The organism is Paenibacillus sp. FJAT-27812 (assembly GCF_001273905.1).
Taxonomy (GTDB): Bacteria; Bacillota; Bacilli; order Paenibacillales; family Paenibacillaceae; genus Pristimantibacillus.
This window is the reverse complement of record NZ_LIGH01000001.1, coordinates 4759617-4774460: the sequence shown is the minus strand read 5'-3', so window position 1 is coordinate 4774460 and position 14844 is coordinate 4759617. Positions and strand designations below refer to the sequence as shown.

At 46.0% G+C, this 14844-nt stretch carries 13 protein-coding genes; 2 read left to right on the top strand and 11 right to left on the bottom strand.

Going from position 1 to position 14844, the window contains the following annotated elements; translation table 11 throughout:
- Positions 1-198: 198 nt before the first annotated feature.
- From ADU23_RS19770 to uvrA, 6 genes are all read right to left on the bottom strand, one after another.
- Positions 199-912: an MOSC domain-containing protein gene (locus ADU23_RS19770; protein WP_231637497.1), complete on the bottom strand. Its 714-nt coding sequence runs from the start codon at positions 910-912 to the stop codon at positions 199-201.
- 249 nt (positions 913-1161) lie between these two features.
- Positions 1162-1761, bottom strand: coding sequence for a hypothetical protein (locus ADU23_RS19765; protein WP_053375302.1), 600 nt, complete (start codon positions 1759-1761; stop codon positions 1162-1164).
- A gap of 25 nt (positions 1762-1786) precedes the next feature.
- The gene (locus ADU23_RS33265; RefSeq protein WP_197286091.1) at positions 1787-1960 is read right to left on the bottom strand and encodes a hypothetical protein; all 174 of its coding nucleotides are present in this window, start codon (positions 1958-1960) and stop codon (positions 1787-1789) included.
- 2 nt (positions 1961-1962) lie between these two features.
- On the bottom strand, positions 1963-2271 hold the full coding sequence (locus tag ADU23_RS33260; RefSeq protein ID WP_053375301.1) for a hypothetical protein: 309 nt from the start codon (positions 2269-2271) through the stop codon (positions 1963-1965).
- Positions 2272-2463: 192 nt separating this feature from the next.
- On the bottom strand, positions 2464-3990 hold the full coding sequence (locus tag ADU23_RS19755) for an MDR family MFS transporter (RefSeq protein WP_053375300.1): 1527 nt from the start codon (positions 3988-3990) through the stop codon (positions 2464-2466).
- A 33-nt stretch (positions 3991-4023) separates the two neighbouring features.
- Entirely contained in the window at positions 4024-6531 is a 2508-nt protein-coding gene (gene uvrA / locus ADU23_RS19750; RefSeq protein ID WP_053375299.1) for an excinuclease ABC subunit UvrA, read from the bottom strand.
- A 253-nt stretch (positions 6532-6784) separates the two neighbouring features.
- Here uvrA and ADU23_RS19745 point away from each other — a divergent pair, with 253 nt between their 5' ends.
- Positions 6785-7222 carry a MarR family winged helix-turn-helix transcriptional regulator gene (locus ADU23_RS19745; RefSeq protein ID WP_231637622.1) on the top strand — a complete coding sequence of 146 codons (438 nt, stop codon included), beginning with the start codon at positions 6785-6787 and terminating at the stop codon, positions 7220-7222.
- A gap of 224 nt (positions 7223-7446) precedes the next feature.
- Here ADU23_RS19745 and ADU23_RS19740 read toward each other — a convergent pair whose 3' ends face one another.
- The 4 genes from ADU23_RS19740 to csaA form a co-directional block, all read right to left on the bottom strand.
- The gene (locus ADU23_RS19740) at positions 7447-8916 is read right to left on the bottom strand and encodes a protein adenylyltransferase SelO (protein ID WP_053375297.1); all 1470 of its coding nucleotides are present in this window, start codon (positions 8914-8916) and stop codon (positions 7447-7449) included.
- Between the two features lie 373 nt (positions 8917-9289).
- Positions 9290-11395, bottom strand: coding sequence for a GMC family oxidoreductase (locus tag ADU23_RS19735; protein WP_157265881.1), 2106 nt, complete (start codon positions 11393-11395; stop codon positions 9290-9292).
- A 147-nt stretch (positions 11396-11542) separates the two neighbouring features.
- Entirely contained in the window at positions 11543-11851 is a 309-nt protein-coding gene (locus ADU23_RS19730) for a hypothetical protein (RefSeq protein ID WP_053375296.1), read from the bottom strand.
- A gap of 103 nt (positions 11852-11954) precedes the next feature.
- Positions 11955-12284 carry a chaperone CsaA gene (csaA, locus tag ADU23_RS19725; RefSeq protein WP_053375295.1) on the bottom strand — a complete coding sequence of 110 codons (330 nt, stop codon included), beginning with the start codon at positions 12282-12284 and terminating at the stop codon, positions 11955-11957.
- 228 nt (positions 12285-12512) lie between these two features.
- Here csaA and ADU23_RS31810 point away from each other — a divergent pair, with 228 nt between their 5' ends.
- Entirely contained in the window at positions 12513-13517 is a 1005-nt protein-coding gene (locus ADU23_RS31810; RefSeq protein WP_082311154.1) for a VanZ family protein, read from the top strand.
- Positions 13518-13696: 179 nt separating this feature from the next.
- Here the strand turns inward: ADU23_RS31810 and asd are convergent, their stop codons facing one another.
- On the bottom strand, positions 13697-14782 hold the full coding sequence (gene asd / locus ADU23_RS19715) for an aspartate-semialdehyde dehydrogenase (RefSeq protein WP_082198048.1): 1086 nt from the start codon (positions 14780-14782) through the stop codon (positions 13697-13699).
- Between the last annotated feature and the right edge of the window lie 62 nt (positions 14783-14844).

Genomic DNA, 14844 nt, shown 5'->3' with positions numbered 1-14844 from the left:
CTCCATCTCAAGTTCCTATTAATCTATGAAAGCTTCGCGCTGCTTGACTGTGTCTTTGTTACAAAACTTGTCCATAACAAAAACACCTGCAGCCTTACGGGAAAGTGATCCCTTAGGCTTCAGGTTCTGGATTAGAAACCCAGTAAAAAAAGGACCCGTGGGGGTCCTTTTTCTGCATTTCCTATCGATTGTTATTTATTAGACTAAATATACTTTGTCACCAATATGAATCTGCCCTGTTTTTTTGACGGAAGCATATACACCGAACATCAAACCCAGCTCTTCATTCACTTTTTTCAAAAGCGAAGCATCACGTTCCAGCGAGTCTGGGTCAATGGTAATTAATGAACAACGCTCACATGAAGTGTCGACTTGAAACTCGGAGCTTCCGATCAATAACCGCTTTCCTATCCATTCAACTTCGTTGAACTCATCTTCTTTTAAAGCCACAACTAGGTTTGCTCTAAAACGTCGCGCATCTAACTTTTTCCCCCAAATGGCTTCAAGCTTCTTCAGGCTTTTGTCTGTTATTATTAGGACACTAGCAGCATCAACACTCATAAGATCAGCATCCTCGGGGTTTGGCGCCATGTAACTCGTCATTGAAACTTTTGTTTTGGCGTATTTTTGAATCTCCGCTAATAGATCGTCATTCCAGCCAAAGGTTCGCCCATCAGGTGACTGTACGCTTATTTTGTCATCTAATAGCATTGCCCGATAAGCAAGCATATTAGGAATTTTTCGAGCCGTGAAAAAACTTTCCCACCCTGCCTTGGTTTCATCATAAAAAGCACAAAAACGATCGCCGTATAACCCATACGACTCGACCGTGCAGGTTCCTAAACGTTCTCCCGCAAACGATTTTACCGGAAAACGGTTAATTTCATTAATTTCTCCAACGCGCAACGTCAAAGCTAACCCTCCAACTCAGTAGCATTAGCCTTCATTATAAATCATATCGCTTAATCTGTTTACTATTTGCCAAAGTCATGTATTTATTTCTAATTCTAATTGTTTTTATCTGTAGACATCATTTTTATCATTTTTTGAAGAGAGATGTGTATAGCACGAAGGTAAGCAATGATGCAAATGAATCCTAACACTAAAGTGATAATGAAAAATTCCATTATTTCGCCTCCTAATAAAGCCATTCCCACCACTTTAATGACTATTTATACGCTCTAACGTCTTTCCGTACAGCGGATCGATAATCATCATCTCTTCGGTCAATGAATCAATAATAAGTTCAGGATATTTAGCTTTGTCCATTTCATTATGAATTTTTCGAAATACGGATATAACGGCCTCAAGCTTTTCCTTATCCTCGTCCGTTAAGGCGTACGAGCCTTTTTCAAGAAAGAGCAAATTCAAATTCGTTATTACGCCATCAATGCGAAAAAAGCTATATGACAACAACCCCCACTTCGGCGCCCTATCTTCCAAAAACAGAGGAGACGTAGGGCCTATGGATAAAATAATGCTTTTATTATCGCCAAGCACGATTCGCCAAAAGGAATCCAGCTTGCTTTTGGTTTCATTATCTTCTGATCCGCTAGCATGTTTAATAAACTGTTCTAAGTTGTCGGCTAAATTTATTCCGTAATCAGAAATAAGACCTAATCTTGCTTCGCCGTTTTCCTGATCATGAATGATAACATTTTTATATTTTTGGTGCATAAACAGGTTATACCCCATTGAAATCACTAATAATATTCCTAAAATAAGCGTAAAATTAGTTTTCACTTTATTGCTGTAACTCACGGTTCATCACCTCAGCACATCCATTTTAAGAAGAACTAACAAACTGAAATACACCAATCAAGATTAACAGCACCACAATCGTAATGATAAAGCCTATTATAAATTTAATGGTTTTATAAGAATTTGACCTATGTTGAAGCTTGCTTTCGACACTCTCTAATCGCTTTTTAAGCTCTTGTATTTCTTTTTCTCGTTCCATTGTTAATCCTCCTTAACGATTTCACTCACTTCAATGTTTTTGCTTTCTGGATTCATTTTGATTTTTTCTGCGGATATTGCTTCAATCATGACAGTAGCAAACAATAATGAGCCAATAATCATAAATATAATGCTGAGTGTAAAAGGAACCCTTACCATTGTTGCATCCATAGCCATTGAGAATTTGCCTGGCGGATCACTCCATCCATTCATTTGCGGGGCATAATTGGCGATTGCCAAATAGACCATTCCAAAAAGCAGCGTCCCCGACAATAAAAAGGTAGAGCTCATAATGATAAGCGCTTTTTTCATCAATAATAACCTCCTATCCCAGATACTAACTAAATTGGATTTATCATCATCAGATCATATTACTATACTTCGGAGGAAAAGAGCACCCGCATCCCTTTAATAAATAACAAAAAACCTCCCCACAGTAAAAACAACTTCGCTGTAGAGAGGTTCATATCTAAATTTTCATCATAATTTGACTATAACAATTCGTTAATGTGCGGCCGTATATTGTTCCAATTCGGAAGCCGGATCAAATTTCTCTTTGCTCATTGCAACTGCTGCAAGAAGAGCGATCACAGACGGAATAATCGCCCATGCAAAAGTTTGAACGAGAGAGGAGGACAACGCCTCTGTAATCTTATCCAGAATATCAACAGGTATTTTCTCCCGCGTGCCCGGCGTCAAAATTTTACTTGGATCGCTTAGATCGATGCTCTCGGACAATTGGCCTCCGCCGCCAAATACAGCCGTTAATTTATTCGTAAAAATATGACTTTGAATAATGCCGAATACGGTAATTCCGAGCGTCATGCCAAGCTCGCGCGTGAAGCTGAGCGTAGAGCTTGCAGAGCCGCGCTGCCTTGCCGTAAAGCCATGGATCGCAGCATTGCTTAGTACGGAGAACGATGAGCCAATTCCAAGACCGACTAGAATCATCAAGATCGTGACCATGAAGCGTGACGAATCAATCGTTAACGTGGTGAGCAGCGCAATACCGGCAACAAGCAGAGCCAAAGTCGCTATCATGATCGTGCGGTAATTAAACCTAGAAAGCAGAATTCCGCCGCCCGCGGCAGTCGCTACGGAACCGAGCATCATGGGAAGCAGAACAAGCGCCGAATTTGTTGCCGAGCCGCCAAATACGCCTTGTATAAAGATAGGAATGTAGACGGAAGCCGTAATAAACGCCGCGCCGCTAAACAAAGCCATGATATTGCTTGTGGAATAGAGACGGTTTTTGAACATGCCGAAGGTGATGATCGGTTCCTCGGCACGGCGCTCGATAAATATAAAGGCAACAAGAAATACCGCAAATGAAAAAAACAAACCGATAATCATGCTGGAATCCCAAGCATATTCCTTGCCGCCAAGCTCAATTGCGAACATCAGACAAAGAATTGAGGCTACCAGCGTAAACGCGCCAAGGTAGTCGATTTTTTGCTTCGAATGCTCGACAGATTCTTTGTAGAAAAAAGCAATCATAACAAATGCAATAAGGCCGATCGGAAGGTTGATGTAGAAAATCCAAGACCAGTGGATATAATCCGTAATATAGCCGCCAATGAGCGGGCCGAAAATACTGGAAATCCCATAAGCGGCGCCGAATAGCCCGCCTATCTTCCCCCGTTTTTCCGGAGCAACGACGTCGAACATGATCGTGAATGCGATAGGTACTAGAGCACCGCCGCCAATACCCTGTATCGCACGATAAATGCTAAGCTGAATGATAGAATCTGCTGTACCGCACAACGCTGAACCAATCATAAACACGATAATGCCGAAAATAAAGAAGCGTTTGCGGCCATACATATCCGATAATTTACCAAAGATCGGCATACCCGCCATCTCGGCAACCATATATGCTGAGGTGACCCACATTAATTTGTCAAACCCGCCAAGGTCGCCGACAATGGTTCCGATTGCGGTTGCTGTTATCGTGTTGTCCATCGATGCCATAAGCGTCGCCAACAGCAACGCCACTATGATAACAGCCACATTATTTTTTTTAGCCAACATCTGTTGTTCCCTCCACATGACTATTTCATCTATTTAAAGTCCTTCTGCTAAAATCCTTTTCAGAAACATTCCCGTAGATGAAACCGGCACATCAGCTACCTGTTCCGGTGTTCCTTCTGCTACTAGCTTTCCGCCTGCCGCGCCGCCTTCTGGGCCAATATCGATCACCCAGTCAGATTCCCGGATCAGCTCCAAGCTGTGCTCGACAACTATGACGGTATTGCCCGTATCGACCAGCTTATTAAGCAGTACTTGAAGCTGTTTAATGTCTGATGGATGAAGGCCGGTCGTCGGTTCATCGAGCAGATAGAGCGTATGGTTTTTGGATGGCTTGCTCAGCTCTTTAGCCAATCTAATTCGCTGTCCTTCGCCGCCGGATAACGTTTTAACCGATTGACCCCATTTCAGATAACCAAGCCCTACCTCACACAGCATAGCGATAATGCCTGCCATCTTCTTCTCTGACCGTAGAATCGGCAAACTCTCCTGCACCGAAATATTCAGCAGATCCGATATAGAGTACCCTTCAAATTGAACCTCAAGAACCTCGTCAGTAAACCTTCTCCCCTTGCAGTCATGGCATTTCACTTCAAGATCGGGCAAGAAATTCATATCAATGGACAGCACGCCTAAGCCTTGGCAAGTCTCGCAGCGGCCTCCCGGCGTATTAAATGAAAAATGTTTCGTGGTCAGCTTTCTTTTCTTCGCCTCTGGCAATCCAGCAAACAGCTGGCGCAGGTGCGTAAACACATCGGTATAGGTCGCAACATTCGAGCGCTGCATTCTCCCCATAGGCGTTTGGTCAAAGATGACCATATTGCCGATATGCTCTAGGCCCGTCATTTCCTTGCATCCCGTCTGCTCTTTTCTCTCCGCATTGCCTTCTGCAAGGATGTCGAACACAAGCGTCGATTTGCCCGAACCCGAAACCCCCGTAACTGCGATTAGTGTGCCAAGCGGGAAGGAAACAACTGGTATTTCGATATTTCGAACTTGTGCTTCCTTGATCGTGATATGCTGTCCATTTCCTTTCCTACGGACGCGGTTAGGACTAGGAAGTGCCTCTTCTCTCAAATAAGCGCCCGTAACCGAAAGCTCGCTTGCCATTAGATCCTCCAAGCTGCCTTCGCCAACAACAGTACCACCGTATAACCCTGCACCGGGGCCAATATCGATAATATGATCGGCAGCACGCATCATCTCGATATCATGCTCGATTACGAGCACGGTATTGCCAAGATCGCGCAGCTCTTGAAGCACCCGGATTAGACCAACCGTATCCCGGGGATGCAGTCCCGTCGTTGGTTCATCCAGAATATACAGCACACCTGTCAGCCCAGAGCCAAGCAGCGAAGCGAGACGCAGCCTTTGTGCTTCGCCGCCTGATAAAGTTACGGTTTGCCTGTTCATGGACAGATAGCCAAGCCCAACATCCATAATCCGTTTCAAACGCGCAGGCATGTCATGAAGGATAGGCTCAAGCAAATGAAGGCCTTCTGGAGGAAGTGCTTCCTCAAGCCCCCTCGTCCACTCATATACTTCGCCAAGCGACCGATCCGAAACATCGGAGATCGTTTCGCCAGCTACTCGAACGAGACGGATTTCTTTCTTGAGGCGGGCTCCCGAACATTCAGGGCAAAGCTGCTCATGAAAAAAGCCAACGTCTTTCTCTGACGAGCCGCCTGACTCTCCTTCCTTCTCTTTGTATCGCCGCCACAAACCGGGAATGACCCCTTCGAACTTCGTGCCTTGCACCGGCTTCACATTCGGATAATGGCGCTTGAATGCTTCGCTTTCGACTCCGTAGTAAAGCAAATCACGCTGAACGTCTCCGTAACCTTTCAAAGGCAGATCAGGGTCAAGCTCAAATCCGAAATGCTTTCCGGCCGCAACCAAAATACGAATCTGAATATCGCGATGAACGCCGTTCAGAGAAGCAACGCCTCCATCACGCAAGCTAAGCTCTGGATTGAATACGGCCGCTTCATTGATGCTCGCCACATGACCAAGCCCGCTGCATGCTTCGCATGCTCCTTCTGGTTTATTAAAGGAAAAGTGTGGCATTCCCAGCTTCTCAAGCTCTGCTTTACAATGCGGACAGCTCATCGTCTCACGATCTATATCCTCGTCTTCATCTACAAGCAGCCCAGCCGGTTCAAAAGTAGGCGCAATGCTTCCGCTGCAGGATGGACATATCCGCTCGCCCAATCTGGAAAAAATAAATCGAACATACGTATAGATGTCTGTCACTGTCCCGACTGTTGAGCGCGGATTGCGGTTCGTCACATGCTGTCCGACGCTAATCGACGGGGATAAGCCTTCAATGGACTCGACCTTTGGCTTGCTGATCGCATCTGCCGTCATGCCCATTGATTCCATATACTGCCTCTGGCATTCGCGCTGCAGCGTATCCATCGCAATCGTCGATTTTCCAGAACCCGACGGCCCCGTCAAAACGACCAATTTGTATTTGGGAATCGAAAGCGAGACATTTTTCAAATTATTTTCGCGCGCACCCTTAATCACAATGTTTTCTTTCACAAGAAACACTCCTCAAATTAAAGTTAATGCTATCGCCAAAGGGATCGTACTAAGAGCTGCGTGATGACTTTTGCACCCCTTTGCAAATTAGTGATAATTTCGCTAAAATAAACTCAATAAGTCATTTCATCAAGTATCTCGTTTGTCTAATATCTTGATGATCAAGATAATTACATCTTAAAAGGAGGGTTATGTTTTGTCAAGCGAACAACAAGACCAACCTACACAGGAGCAGGAGAACTTTACCTTGCGCATGCGGGGACTAGGAACCCGTACCGTACTATACCAGCAAAATGTAGCTGCCTCTTTAGGGTTATACAATAATGATTTTATATCTGTAGATATTTTGCATGAAAAAGGCCCTATCACCGCCGGTGAGCTCTCCAAACTAACGGGACTCACTACAGGCAGCGTTACCGCATTAATTGACCGTCTCGAAAAAAACGGTTTTGTTCGAAGAGAACATGATCCCAGGGACCGGCGCAAAGTCATTATTGTCCCTTTGTATGAAAATAAAGAAGAGGTCAGCCAAACCTACCACCCGCTCCACGCCGCGATGGTTAATCTCGCTGCCTCTTATTCGGATGAAGAGCTAGCGCTCATTACACAGTTTTTAGAAAAAGCCAGCGATGTATTGGAGGAGCAGATCCTTCATCTTAGCTCCACGACACGAAGCAAATCTTCTTCTTAAAACTTGTGGCTTAAAAAAAGACGACATTCCGGTTAGTCAAATGACTCCGGGATATCGTCTTTTTTACTAAATAATTTTTGAGAATGGTTTTTTAAGTAAATTGAATACAATCTTTATTCCTTTATAAATTAAGCTACAAAAAAAAGAGCCGATACATCGGCCCTTTTCCGTAAAAATTTAAAAACTGCTCCCTAGAATTATTTAGTTAGCCAATCACTTCTGCATCAGGTACCGCAAAAAGTCTGGTAAGGATATTTGGATTGCTCAGGCAGCGTAGAATATTCGGCCTGTTCAGGGGAGTGCGCGTAAGGATTCGAAAGAACCTCAAGAAGTCGCTCCAGCACACTATAATCTCCTTGTTTAACCGCTGCCTCTAGTGCGGCTTCTACCCGGTGGTTGCGAGGGATTACCGCAGGATTGCTGCTGCGCATCAACTGATGCGACGAGTCTTTTGTTTCCTTCTGCCTGCTTAGTCTTTCCTGCCACAGCTCATGCCACTGGGTAAATTCAGCAGTTCCGAACAGTTCCGTTTCCTCTGGCTTGTCAAAAGTTAAAGCAACGAACGTGTTCGTAAAGTCTGCACTCTTCTCTTGCATCATACGGAGGAGGCTTTCAATAAGCGCTTCATCCTGCTCCTCTTCATTGAAGATACCGAGCTTTGCTCTCATGCCCGCAAGCCAATTCCGATGATAGAAGTCGATAAAACCTTTAATCGCGTCCTCCGCCAGTTTGACGGCTTGATCCTCATCCTCATGCAGCAGCAGCGTTTCAGCAAACCTTGCGAGATTCCAAGCCGCGATATGCGGCTGATTGCCATATGCATAACGTCCATGAGTGTCTATGGAACTGAACACCGTTGCAGGGTCAAAACCGTCCAAGAAGGCACAAGGACCATAATCAATGGTTTCTCCGCTTAGTGCCATGTTATCGGTATTCATCACCCCATGAATAAAGCCAACAAGCTGCCATTTGGCTATCAGCTCAGCCTGACGCTTGACCACTTCCTGAAGCAGCGCTAGATAACGGTTTTCTTCAGCGATAGCATCTGGATAATGCCTTTGCAAGGTGTAATCAGCAAGCTCCCGAAACTCCTCGGGAGTGCCCCATCTGGATGCGAATTGAAACGTTCCAACGCGCAAATGGCTTGCAGCAACACGAGTCAGTATGGCACCGGGCAGCACGGTTTCGCGGAAGATGGTCTCACCGGTTGTCACTACCGCTAAGCTGCGGGTGGTAGCAATTCCAAGCGCATGCATAGCTTCGCTGATGATGTATTCGCGCAGCATTGGACCAAGAGCGGCCCGGCCATCGCCACCGCGGGAGTAAGGTGTTCTGCCTGATCCTTTAAGCTGAATATCCACTCGCTCGCCTGAAGGAGTAATTTGTTCACTAAGCAGCAGAGCACGACCGTCACCTAACCTGTTAAAATGTCCGAATTGATGTCCCGCATAGGCTTGCGCAAGCGGCAGCGCTCCTTCTGGAGCCTGATTGCCAGCAAGCACTTCTATGCCAGCTTGACTTTGCAGTGCTTGGACATCTAGCCCAAGTGATGCTGCCAAAGGTTTATTAAGAATGATCAATTCCGGTGAATCTACAGGGTTTAGGCTCATCCTTGTAAAAAGTGAATCAGGCAGACGAGCATAACTGTTGTCGAAGTTCCATCCTGCTTCTGCTGTCGCTTTATTCTCAGTCATTGCGTCTCCTTTTTTTCCTGTTATATTAAAATCATAGCATAATCCTATTTCAATGATCTTATTTCAATATCAACAAAAGAGCTAGCTTTTGGCGTATCCTTTAGCCCGTTTATTATATCCTCTCTCTTGTATTATTTTACCCAACATTAAATTTATTTTCCACTATCTCTAGAATCGCTCTAATGCCCCATAGGAAAATCATGTCCTTCAAATTGACTCATCATATTGATGATTTTCTTCCCAAGTCGTATGTATTTCAAATGTTCCTCCTACAAAAAAGAGCGGCAGTCTCCTTGATGCACCATACCTCATGTGACCATCCTGCCTTAAGCTTAGAAAAGGCTGCCCTGCGGCAGCCTTTCCCATCCTTTCGCTACCCTTGTTTCACTAGGTTCTCTGCCGTGCGGAAAGCCAAAGCAAGAATCGTCAACACCGGGTTAACGCCGCCGTTAGTCACGTGCACTGAGCCGTCGCTCACCCACAGATTGTCATAACCATGGATGCGGCCTAAGGGGTCAGTGACGGATGTCACAGGGTCACTTCCCATCCGCAGTGTACCCGCTTGATGCTGCCCGGCACTTAGTCCGCCGCTTGGCCGGGTCCGCCATACCTCACGTGCTCCAGCTGCCCAAAGCCACTTCTCCGCTTGCTCTGCCAGCATGGCTGAAGCCCGAAGCGACTCTGGATGGACACTGCCGGAGAGTTGAGCCGCGGGCATGCCAAAGCGATCCTTGACAGCCCTCGATAGCTGCACTCTGGACTCGGCGCTCGGAATCTCTTGGATCGGCCCCATAATCTGGCTGGTGCGCAAATAACTCTCCCGCATCGTTTCCTTGCCTGCGCTCCCCCATCGCGCCGCATCCGGCGCAAGCGCTCGATACCAATGAATGAGCGGCAACCGGGTGAACTCGTTTGCAAGTAGCCCACCCCCGATAATTCCGCCTTCGTTGCTATGGTCAAAGCGGAAGGTTGCAATGCTCACTCCCGGACCCAAACCGTCTTGAACCGGTTCATCAAAGAGGCCGTATGCACCAGAATAGACATGCCCTTGAAGATTTCTTCCTACTTGTCCATTCCGATTGCCGATTCCATCCGGTTCCGAATCACTGGCCGAGTTAAGAAGGAGTCGTGCGCTTTCGATCGCTCCTGCGGCAACAACGACATGCCCAGCCCGCACTTGCCGCCGCTGGATGGAGCCCGCCAATTGCTGCACAAGACGAACGCCGGTGGCATGCCTTCCCCCCTCGGTATCGATGCGCTCCACCGTGGTATCGCAGATCAGATCGCAATTACCGGTGGCGATAGCCCTTACTAACATCGTATTGTGACCGCCATTCTTGCTGTTGGTCGGGCAGGCGAATCCAACACATTGGCCGCAACGCCCGCAAGCCTGTCGGCCGTCCCGATCAATGGAGTTGATCAGCAGAGGCACCGGCCCCGCTTCCCATCCCAACTTCTCTGCCGCAAGGGCCAGCCGTTCTGCTTCCAGCGTACGCGGCAGCGCTGGCATGGGATAAGCGCGTTGTCGCCTTCCGCGTCCAGGGTGGGCATTCCCATCGCCGGATACGCCGAGTTCCCACTCTGCCCTCATGTAATAAGTCTCAAGATCCTCATAACGAATCGGCCAATCGCTTAGCGAACTGCCGTCTGGTATCCCATAGCGACTCGCCATGCGGAAGTCATCCGGATGAAAGCGCCATGCCTGCGCCCCGTAGATCCGTGTTCCTCCGCCGACTGTCATGGCATTATTATGGTAGTCGCCTTCAAACGGCGCGGTGATCCGTTCGTCTCCGCCCGCCAATAGTATCGTACGTGGGTTACCATCCATTGCTGGTCCTGTGTTATGGCCATACTTGCTAAACCGATGATTACGCAAATGATCGCTGCCTACCTGATTGTAGCGAAGCCAGCTTCCGCGCTCAACGACGAGAACGTGTAGTCCAGATTCAGCTAATACAGCAGCCGCTACCGAGCCGCCAGCCCCAGCTCCTACGATGATCACATCATAATGGTCACGAAGTTGATCGAAGGTTGATTGCGGCAAATCGGTTTCCGAAGCCGGCGCATCGCTTTCGGATACGGGACCCGGGCGAAAGCCGATCATGTCCCAAGACCTGCCTTCGCGATTCCCGCCCCCCTCAGGACTTCCATAATAACCTTCGATGACGAGGCACAATAAAGCGTCAAAGAACCGTTTAGACGATACCGGCCAGTCCCGAAAGGAATCAAGCTCGGCATCGTGCAGCAGACGATCCTTCTCATGATCCGGCAGCTCCGAAAATGGTCGCTCATGGAGAGCTATTGCTTTCGCATCCAATGCGCGAAGTCCAGGTTCTATCACATCCGTCCAAGTAGCGACATCCTCGGCGGCAATGCGTTTCAGGTATGCCAGCACTCCCCCATCGGTCGCCGATGGCCATGCATCTTCCGGAATCATCCGATCTGCAACCGCTTCCAAAATATGTTGGCTCATTCTCATGAACGCCCTCCTATTAATTGTCCTACTCTACCATTCGCTTGCATTCATAAAAAACCTCCCATTAGCCCTAAATAATCTAGGCTTGCTGCTAATGAGAGGTTTTTATCTGTAAGGATTAAGTTCGTTTCATTCCATATGCTTTAAAAATCAGCCTTCCACCACATCTGCTACTAATTCGCTCGCAACCTCAATCATTTTGGGAATAACGGCTTCATTAGTACCGGAAACGTAAATGTCTCCCTCGTAATGCCTGAATGGGATCTTGGTTTCGCCATAGCTCCACATGAAAAAATCTCCCTCAATGGACATCGTTGTAGCACCTGTCACGGTAAACACCGATGTGTACGCAAACTCTGGCTTAGACGCAAAATACTGCTTGCACTCTTCCAAAGATATAGTTTTTTCCGCATGTCCCGTTTCCTGCATCGCTCTGGTAATTCGATATCGTTGACTCATTAAATTGCCTCCATTGTTGTACTCGACCTTCTTTATTTGATCTTATCATAATTCTATTGCTTTTATAAAATAAACCGATCCATGAGTGTGGTAGTGTGGTGTCTTAAGCAATGGCCGTACCATTCTTCACGGGAACATCTGGTTTTAATAGAACGACATCGCCTTCTTCCGGGATGCCTCCGATTACCAGAACCTCAGACTTAAAACCTGCGATGCGTCTAACCGGAAAATTCATTACAGCGATTACTTGCCGACCAATTAGCTGTTCCGGTTCGTATCTGAGTGTAATTTGAGCCGAAGAGCTTTTCATCCCAAACTCTCCAAAATCGATTTCTAATTTTATTGCAGGTTTTCGAGCCTCCGGAAACGGCTCTGCTTTCATTACTGTACCGACTCGTATATCTAATTTCATGAAATCCTCAATTGTAACCACGTATGCTGCCTCCATTTTAACAATTGCATTTTATCATTATTTTACCACTTTGCACGTTTATACGTATGGTAACAAATCATTATACTCAATCTTTAGGTAATTTTAAGATATGCTTATAACAAGCTTTAGATTTATTTACTAAAATAGTCTTATTAGCAATTATTACGTCAGTTGACACTCCAATAATCATTCGCAAGGCCGCATCCTTAGATTAGAAAGGACATGATTATGTATCAAGGCAATCTACGAAAAATGACCCTCATCCTATTAGCATTATATACCGCTCTAACCCTTTACTTCATGTTTATTGGATTCAACAGGACGGCTTCCGTTGTAGATTCCGGGTTGCGGTACAGTCTGACTCCTGAAGGCATCCCTTTACATTTTCCGACGGGAAGGTACTTTAACCAATGGTTATTTGAGTTTGGCAACTTTGCAGCCTTTATACCTTTTGGGATCATCATCCCACTTCTATATCGCCTTCGGTTCATCCAATTCATAGCTTTATTTGTACTGTCTATTACGATTCTTGAAGTGCTCCAAATGGTTACCCGTTTAGGATCGTTTGATATTGACGATATTATCATTAATTCAATAGGTGCTTCAGTTGGCTTTTGCGCTCAACGATTTATCTCCCGCGACCGGGAAAAATTAAAAGGCATCCGTAAAATAATTTTGACAGCGATGATCCTTTCCGTTGGAACGATTGCTCTTTTTGGTGGGATCAATAAATATATAGACGAAGAAACCGTTAACGTCATTGCCTTAAATGAACTAACGCAAAAAGAAGGAGCTGTCCTTTGGGATAAAAGCCTCTCCGGTTTTACGATCAACCATAACCAGTTCTCGCCTCAAATTAATCTGTACAGCAGTACGAATACAAGGACGAACGAATTCACGTATCCTTTAAATAAGAAATATGCAAAAATTACTGCCTATGCTGCCATTCCAGACGATTTGTTCAACAAAGGAAGCCAAGGGGAAAGCATCATTGCGTTTAGCATAAACAGAAAAGAAGTTTATTCCGTGGGCTTTTCGGCCAATAGCAGCGAGAATCAACTCTGGTCTTTTGAAGTACCCTTAATCGGTGCAGATGAGCTTACCGTAACGATCACGAATGATGATCCTAATCCGGATACCAATGTCATCATGTGGGACATTACTTTATCAGAACTGAATACGATGCAAAAAATAACGAAAAACATTAAAGAAATAGTTAAACCTTTATTCTAGATGGAAAAAGCCGATCTCTAACGCATGATTTTACCATGCCCTTTGTGCCTAAATTCATCAGCGATCCAAAAAACATCAATATACAACCCGTAAGACCACGTTTCACAAATCAAGCCGCCCAAAACAAAAAGCAGGCGCTAGCAGCACCTGCTTTTGTTATTCAATTGAATACCGATCCTCTATTTTGCTTGGATATATCCTTCAGCTTTAAGCAATTCCGCGATTAGAACGGCGCCGCCCGCTGCTCCGCGCAACGTATTGTGCGATAGTCCTACAAATTTGAAATCGTAAACGGAATCCTCGCGCAATCTACCCGCCGAAACGCCCATGCCGTTCTCAATGTCACGATCAAGCCTCGTTTGCGGTCTGTTTTCTTCTTCAAAATAAGTGATAAACTGTTTTGGAGCGCTTGGCAGGCCAAGCTCCTGCGGCCGTCCTTTGAATTGCAGCCAGCGAGCGAGAATTTCTTCTTTCGATGGTTTTTTCTCGAACGATACGAAAACGGTAGCCAAATGTCCATCCAATACAGGAACGCGAATACATTGCGTTGTAATCAATGGCGCGCTTGCTTTAACAATTTCATTATTTACGATGCTGCCCCAAATGCGAAGCGGCTCCTGCTCGCTTTTTTCTTCCTCGCCGCCAATATACGGGATAACATTATCCAGCATTTCAGGCCAATCGGTAAAGTTTTTGCCTGCTCCCGATATCGCTTGATAGGTCGATGCTACCACTGTTGTTGGCTTGTAATCCAGCAATGCATGAAGCGCCGGCACATAGCTCTGGATCGAACAGTTGGGCTTAACCGCAATGAAGCCGGTTGAAGTACCAAGCCGTTTTCTCTGTGCAGCAATGACATCAATATGCCCTGGGTTGATTTCCGGAATGACCATAGGGATATCGGGCGTCCAGCGGTGAGCCGAATTATTGGAAACAACAGGCGTGCCTGTCTTGGCGTAAGCCTCTTCCAATGCTTGAATTTCAGCTTTTTTCATATCCACCGCGCAAAAAATAAAATCGACTTGTGAAGCAAACGCCTCTACTTTCGAAGCATCCTGAACGACGATTTTTTTCACATTTTCAGGAACCGGGCTAGTTAATTTCCATCTGCCCTGCACCGATTCTTCATACGTTTTACCTGCCGAATTAGCGCTTGCTGCAATAGCCGTTACTTCAAACCAAGGATGCTGTTCGAGCAGCTGAACAAACCGCTGGCCCACCATTCCCGTTCCGCCTACAATACCTGCTTTTAATTTTGCTGTCATTAGATATTCCATTCCTTTCAACGTCGGATGATCTTCCCTAAATAATTATTCAAACGGTCTGA

Coding starts and splice junctions, on each gene's coding strand:
- ADU23_RS33265 (WP_197286091.1), bottom strand. CDS start 1,960: ATGGAACGAGAAAAAGAAATACAAGAGCTTAAAAAGCGATTAGAGAGT.
- ADU23_RS33260 (WP_053375301.1), bottom strand. CDS start 2,271: ATGAAAAAAGCGCTTATCATTATGAGCTCTACCTTTTTATTGTCGGGG.
- ADU23_RS19755 (WP_053375300.1), bottom strand. CDS start 3,990: ATGTTGGCTAAAAAAAATAATGTGGCTGTTATCATAGTGGCGTTGCTG.
- ADU23_RS19745 (WP_231637622.1), top strand. CDS start 6,785: ATGCGGGGACTAGGAACCCGTACCGTACTATACCAGCAAAATGTAGCT.
- ADU23_RS19740 (WP_053375297.1), bottom strand. CDS start 8,916: ATGACTGAGAATAAAGCGACAGCAGAAGCAGGATGGAACTTCGACAAC.
- ADU23_RS19735 (WP_157265881.1), bottom strand. CDS start 11,395: ATGAGAATGAGCCAACATATTTTGGAAGCGGTTGCAGATCGGATGATT.
- ADU23_RS19730 (WP_053375296.1), bottom strand. CDS start 11,851: ATGAGTCAACGATATCGAATTACCAGAGCGATGCAGGAAACGGGACAT.
- ADU23_RS31810 (WP_082311154.1), top strand. CDS start 12,513: ATGTATCAAGGCAATCTACGAAAAATGACCCTCATCCTATTAGCATTA.
- asd (WP_082198048.1), bottom strand. CDS start 14,782: ATGACAGCAAAATTAAAAGCAGGTATTGTAGGCGGAACGGGAATGGTG.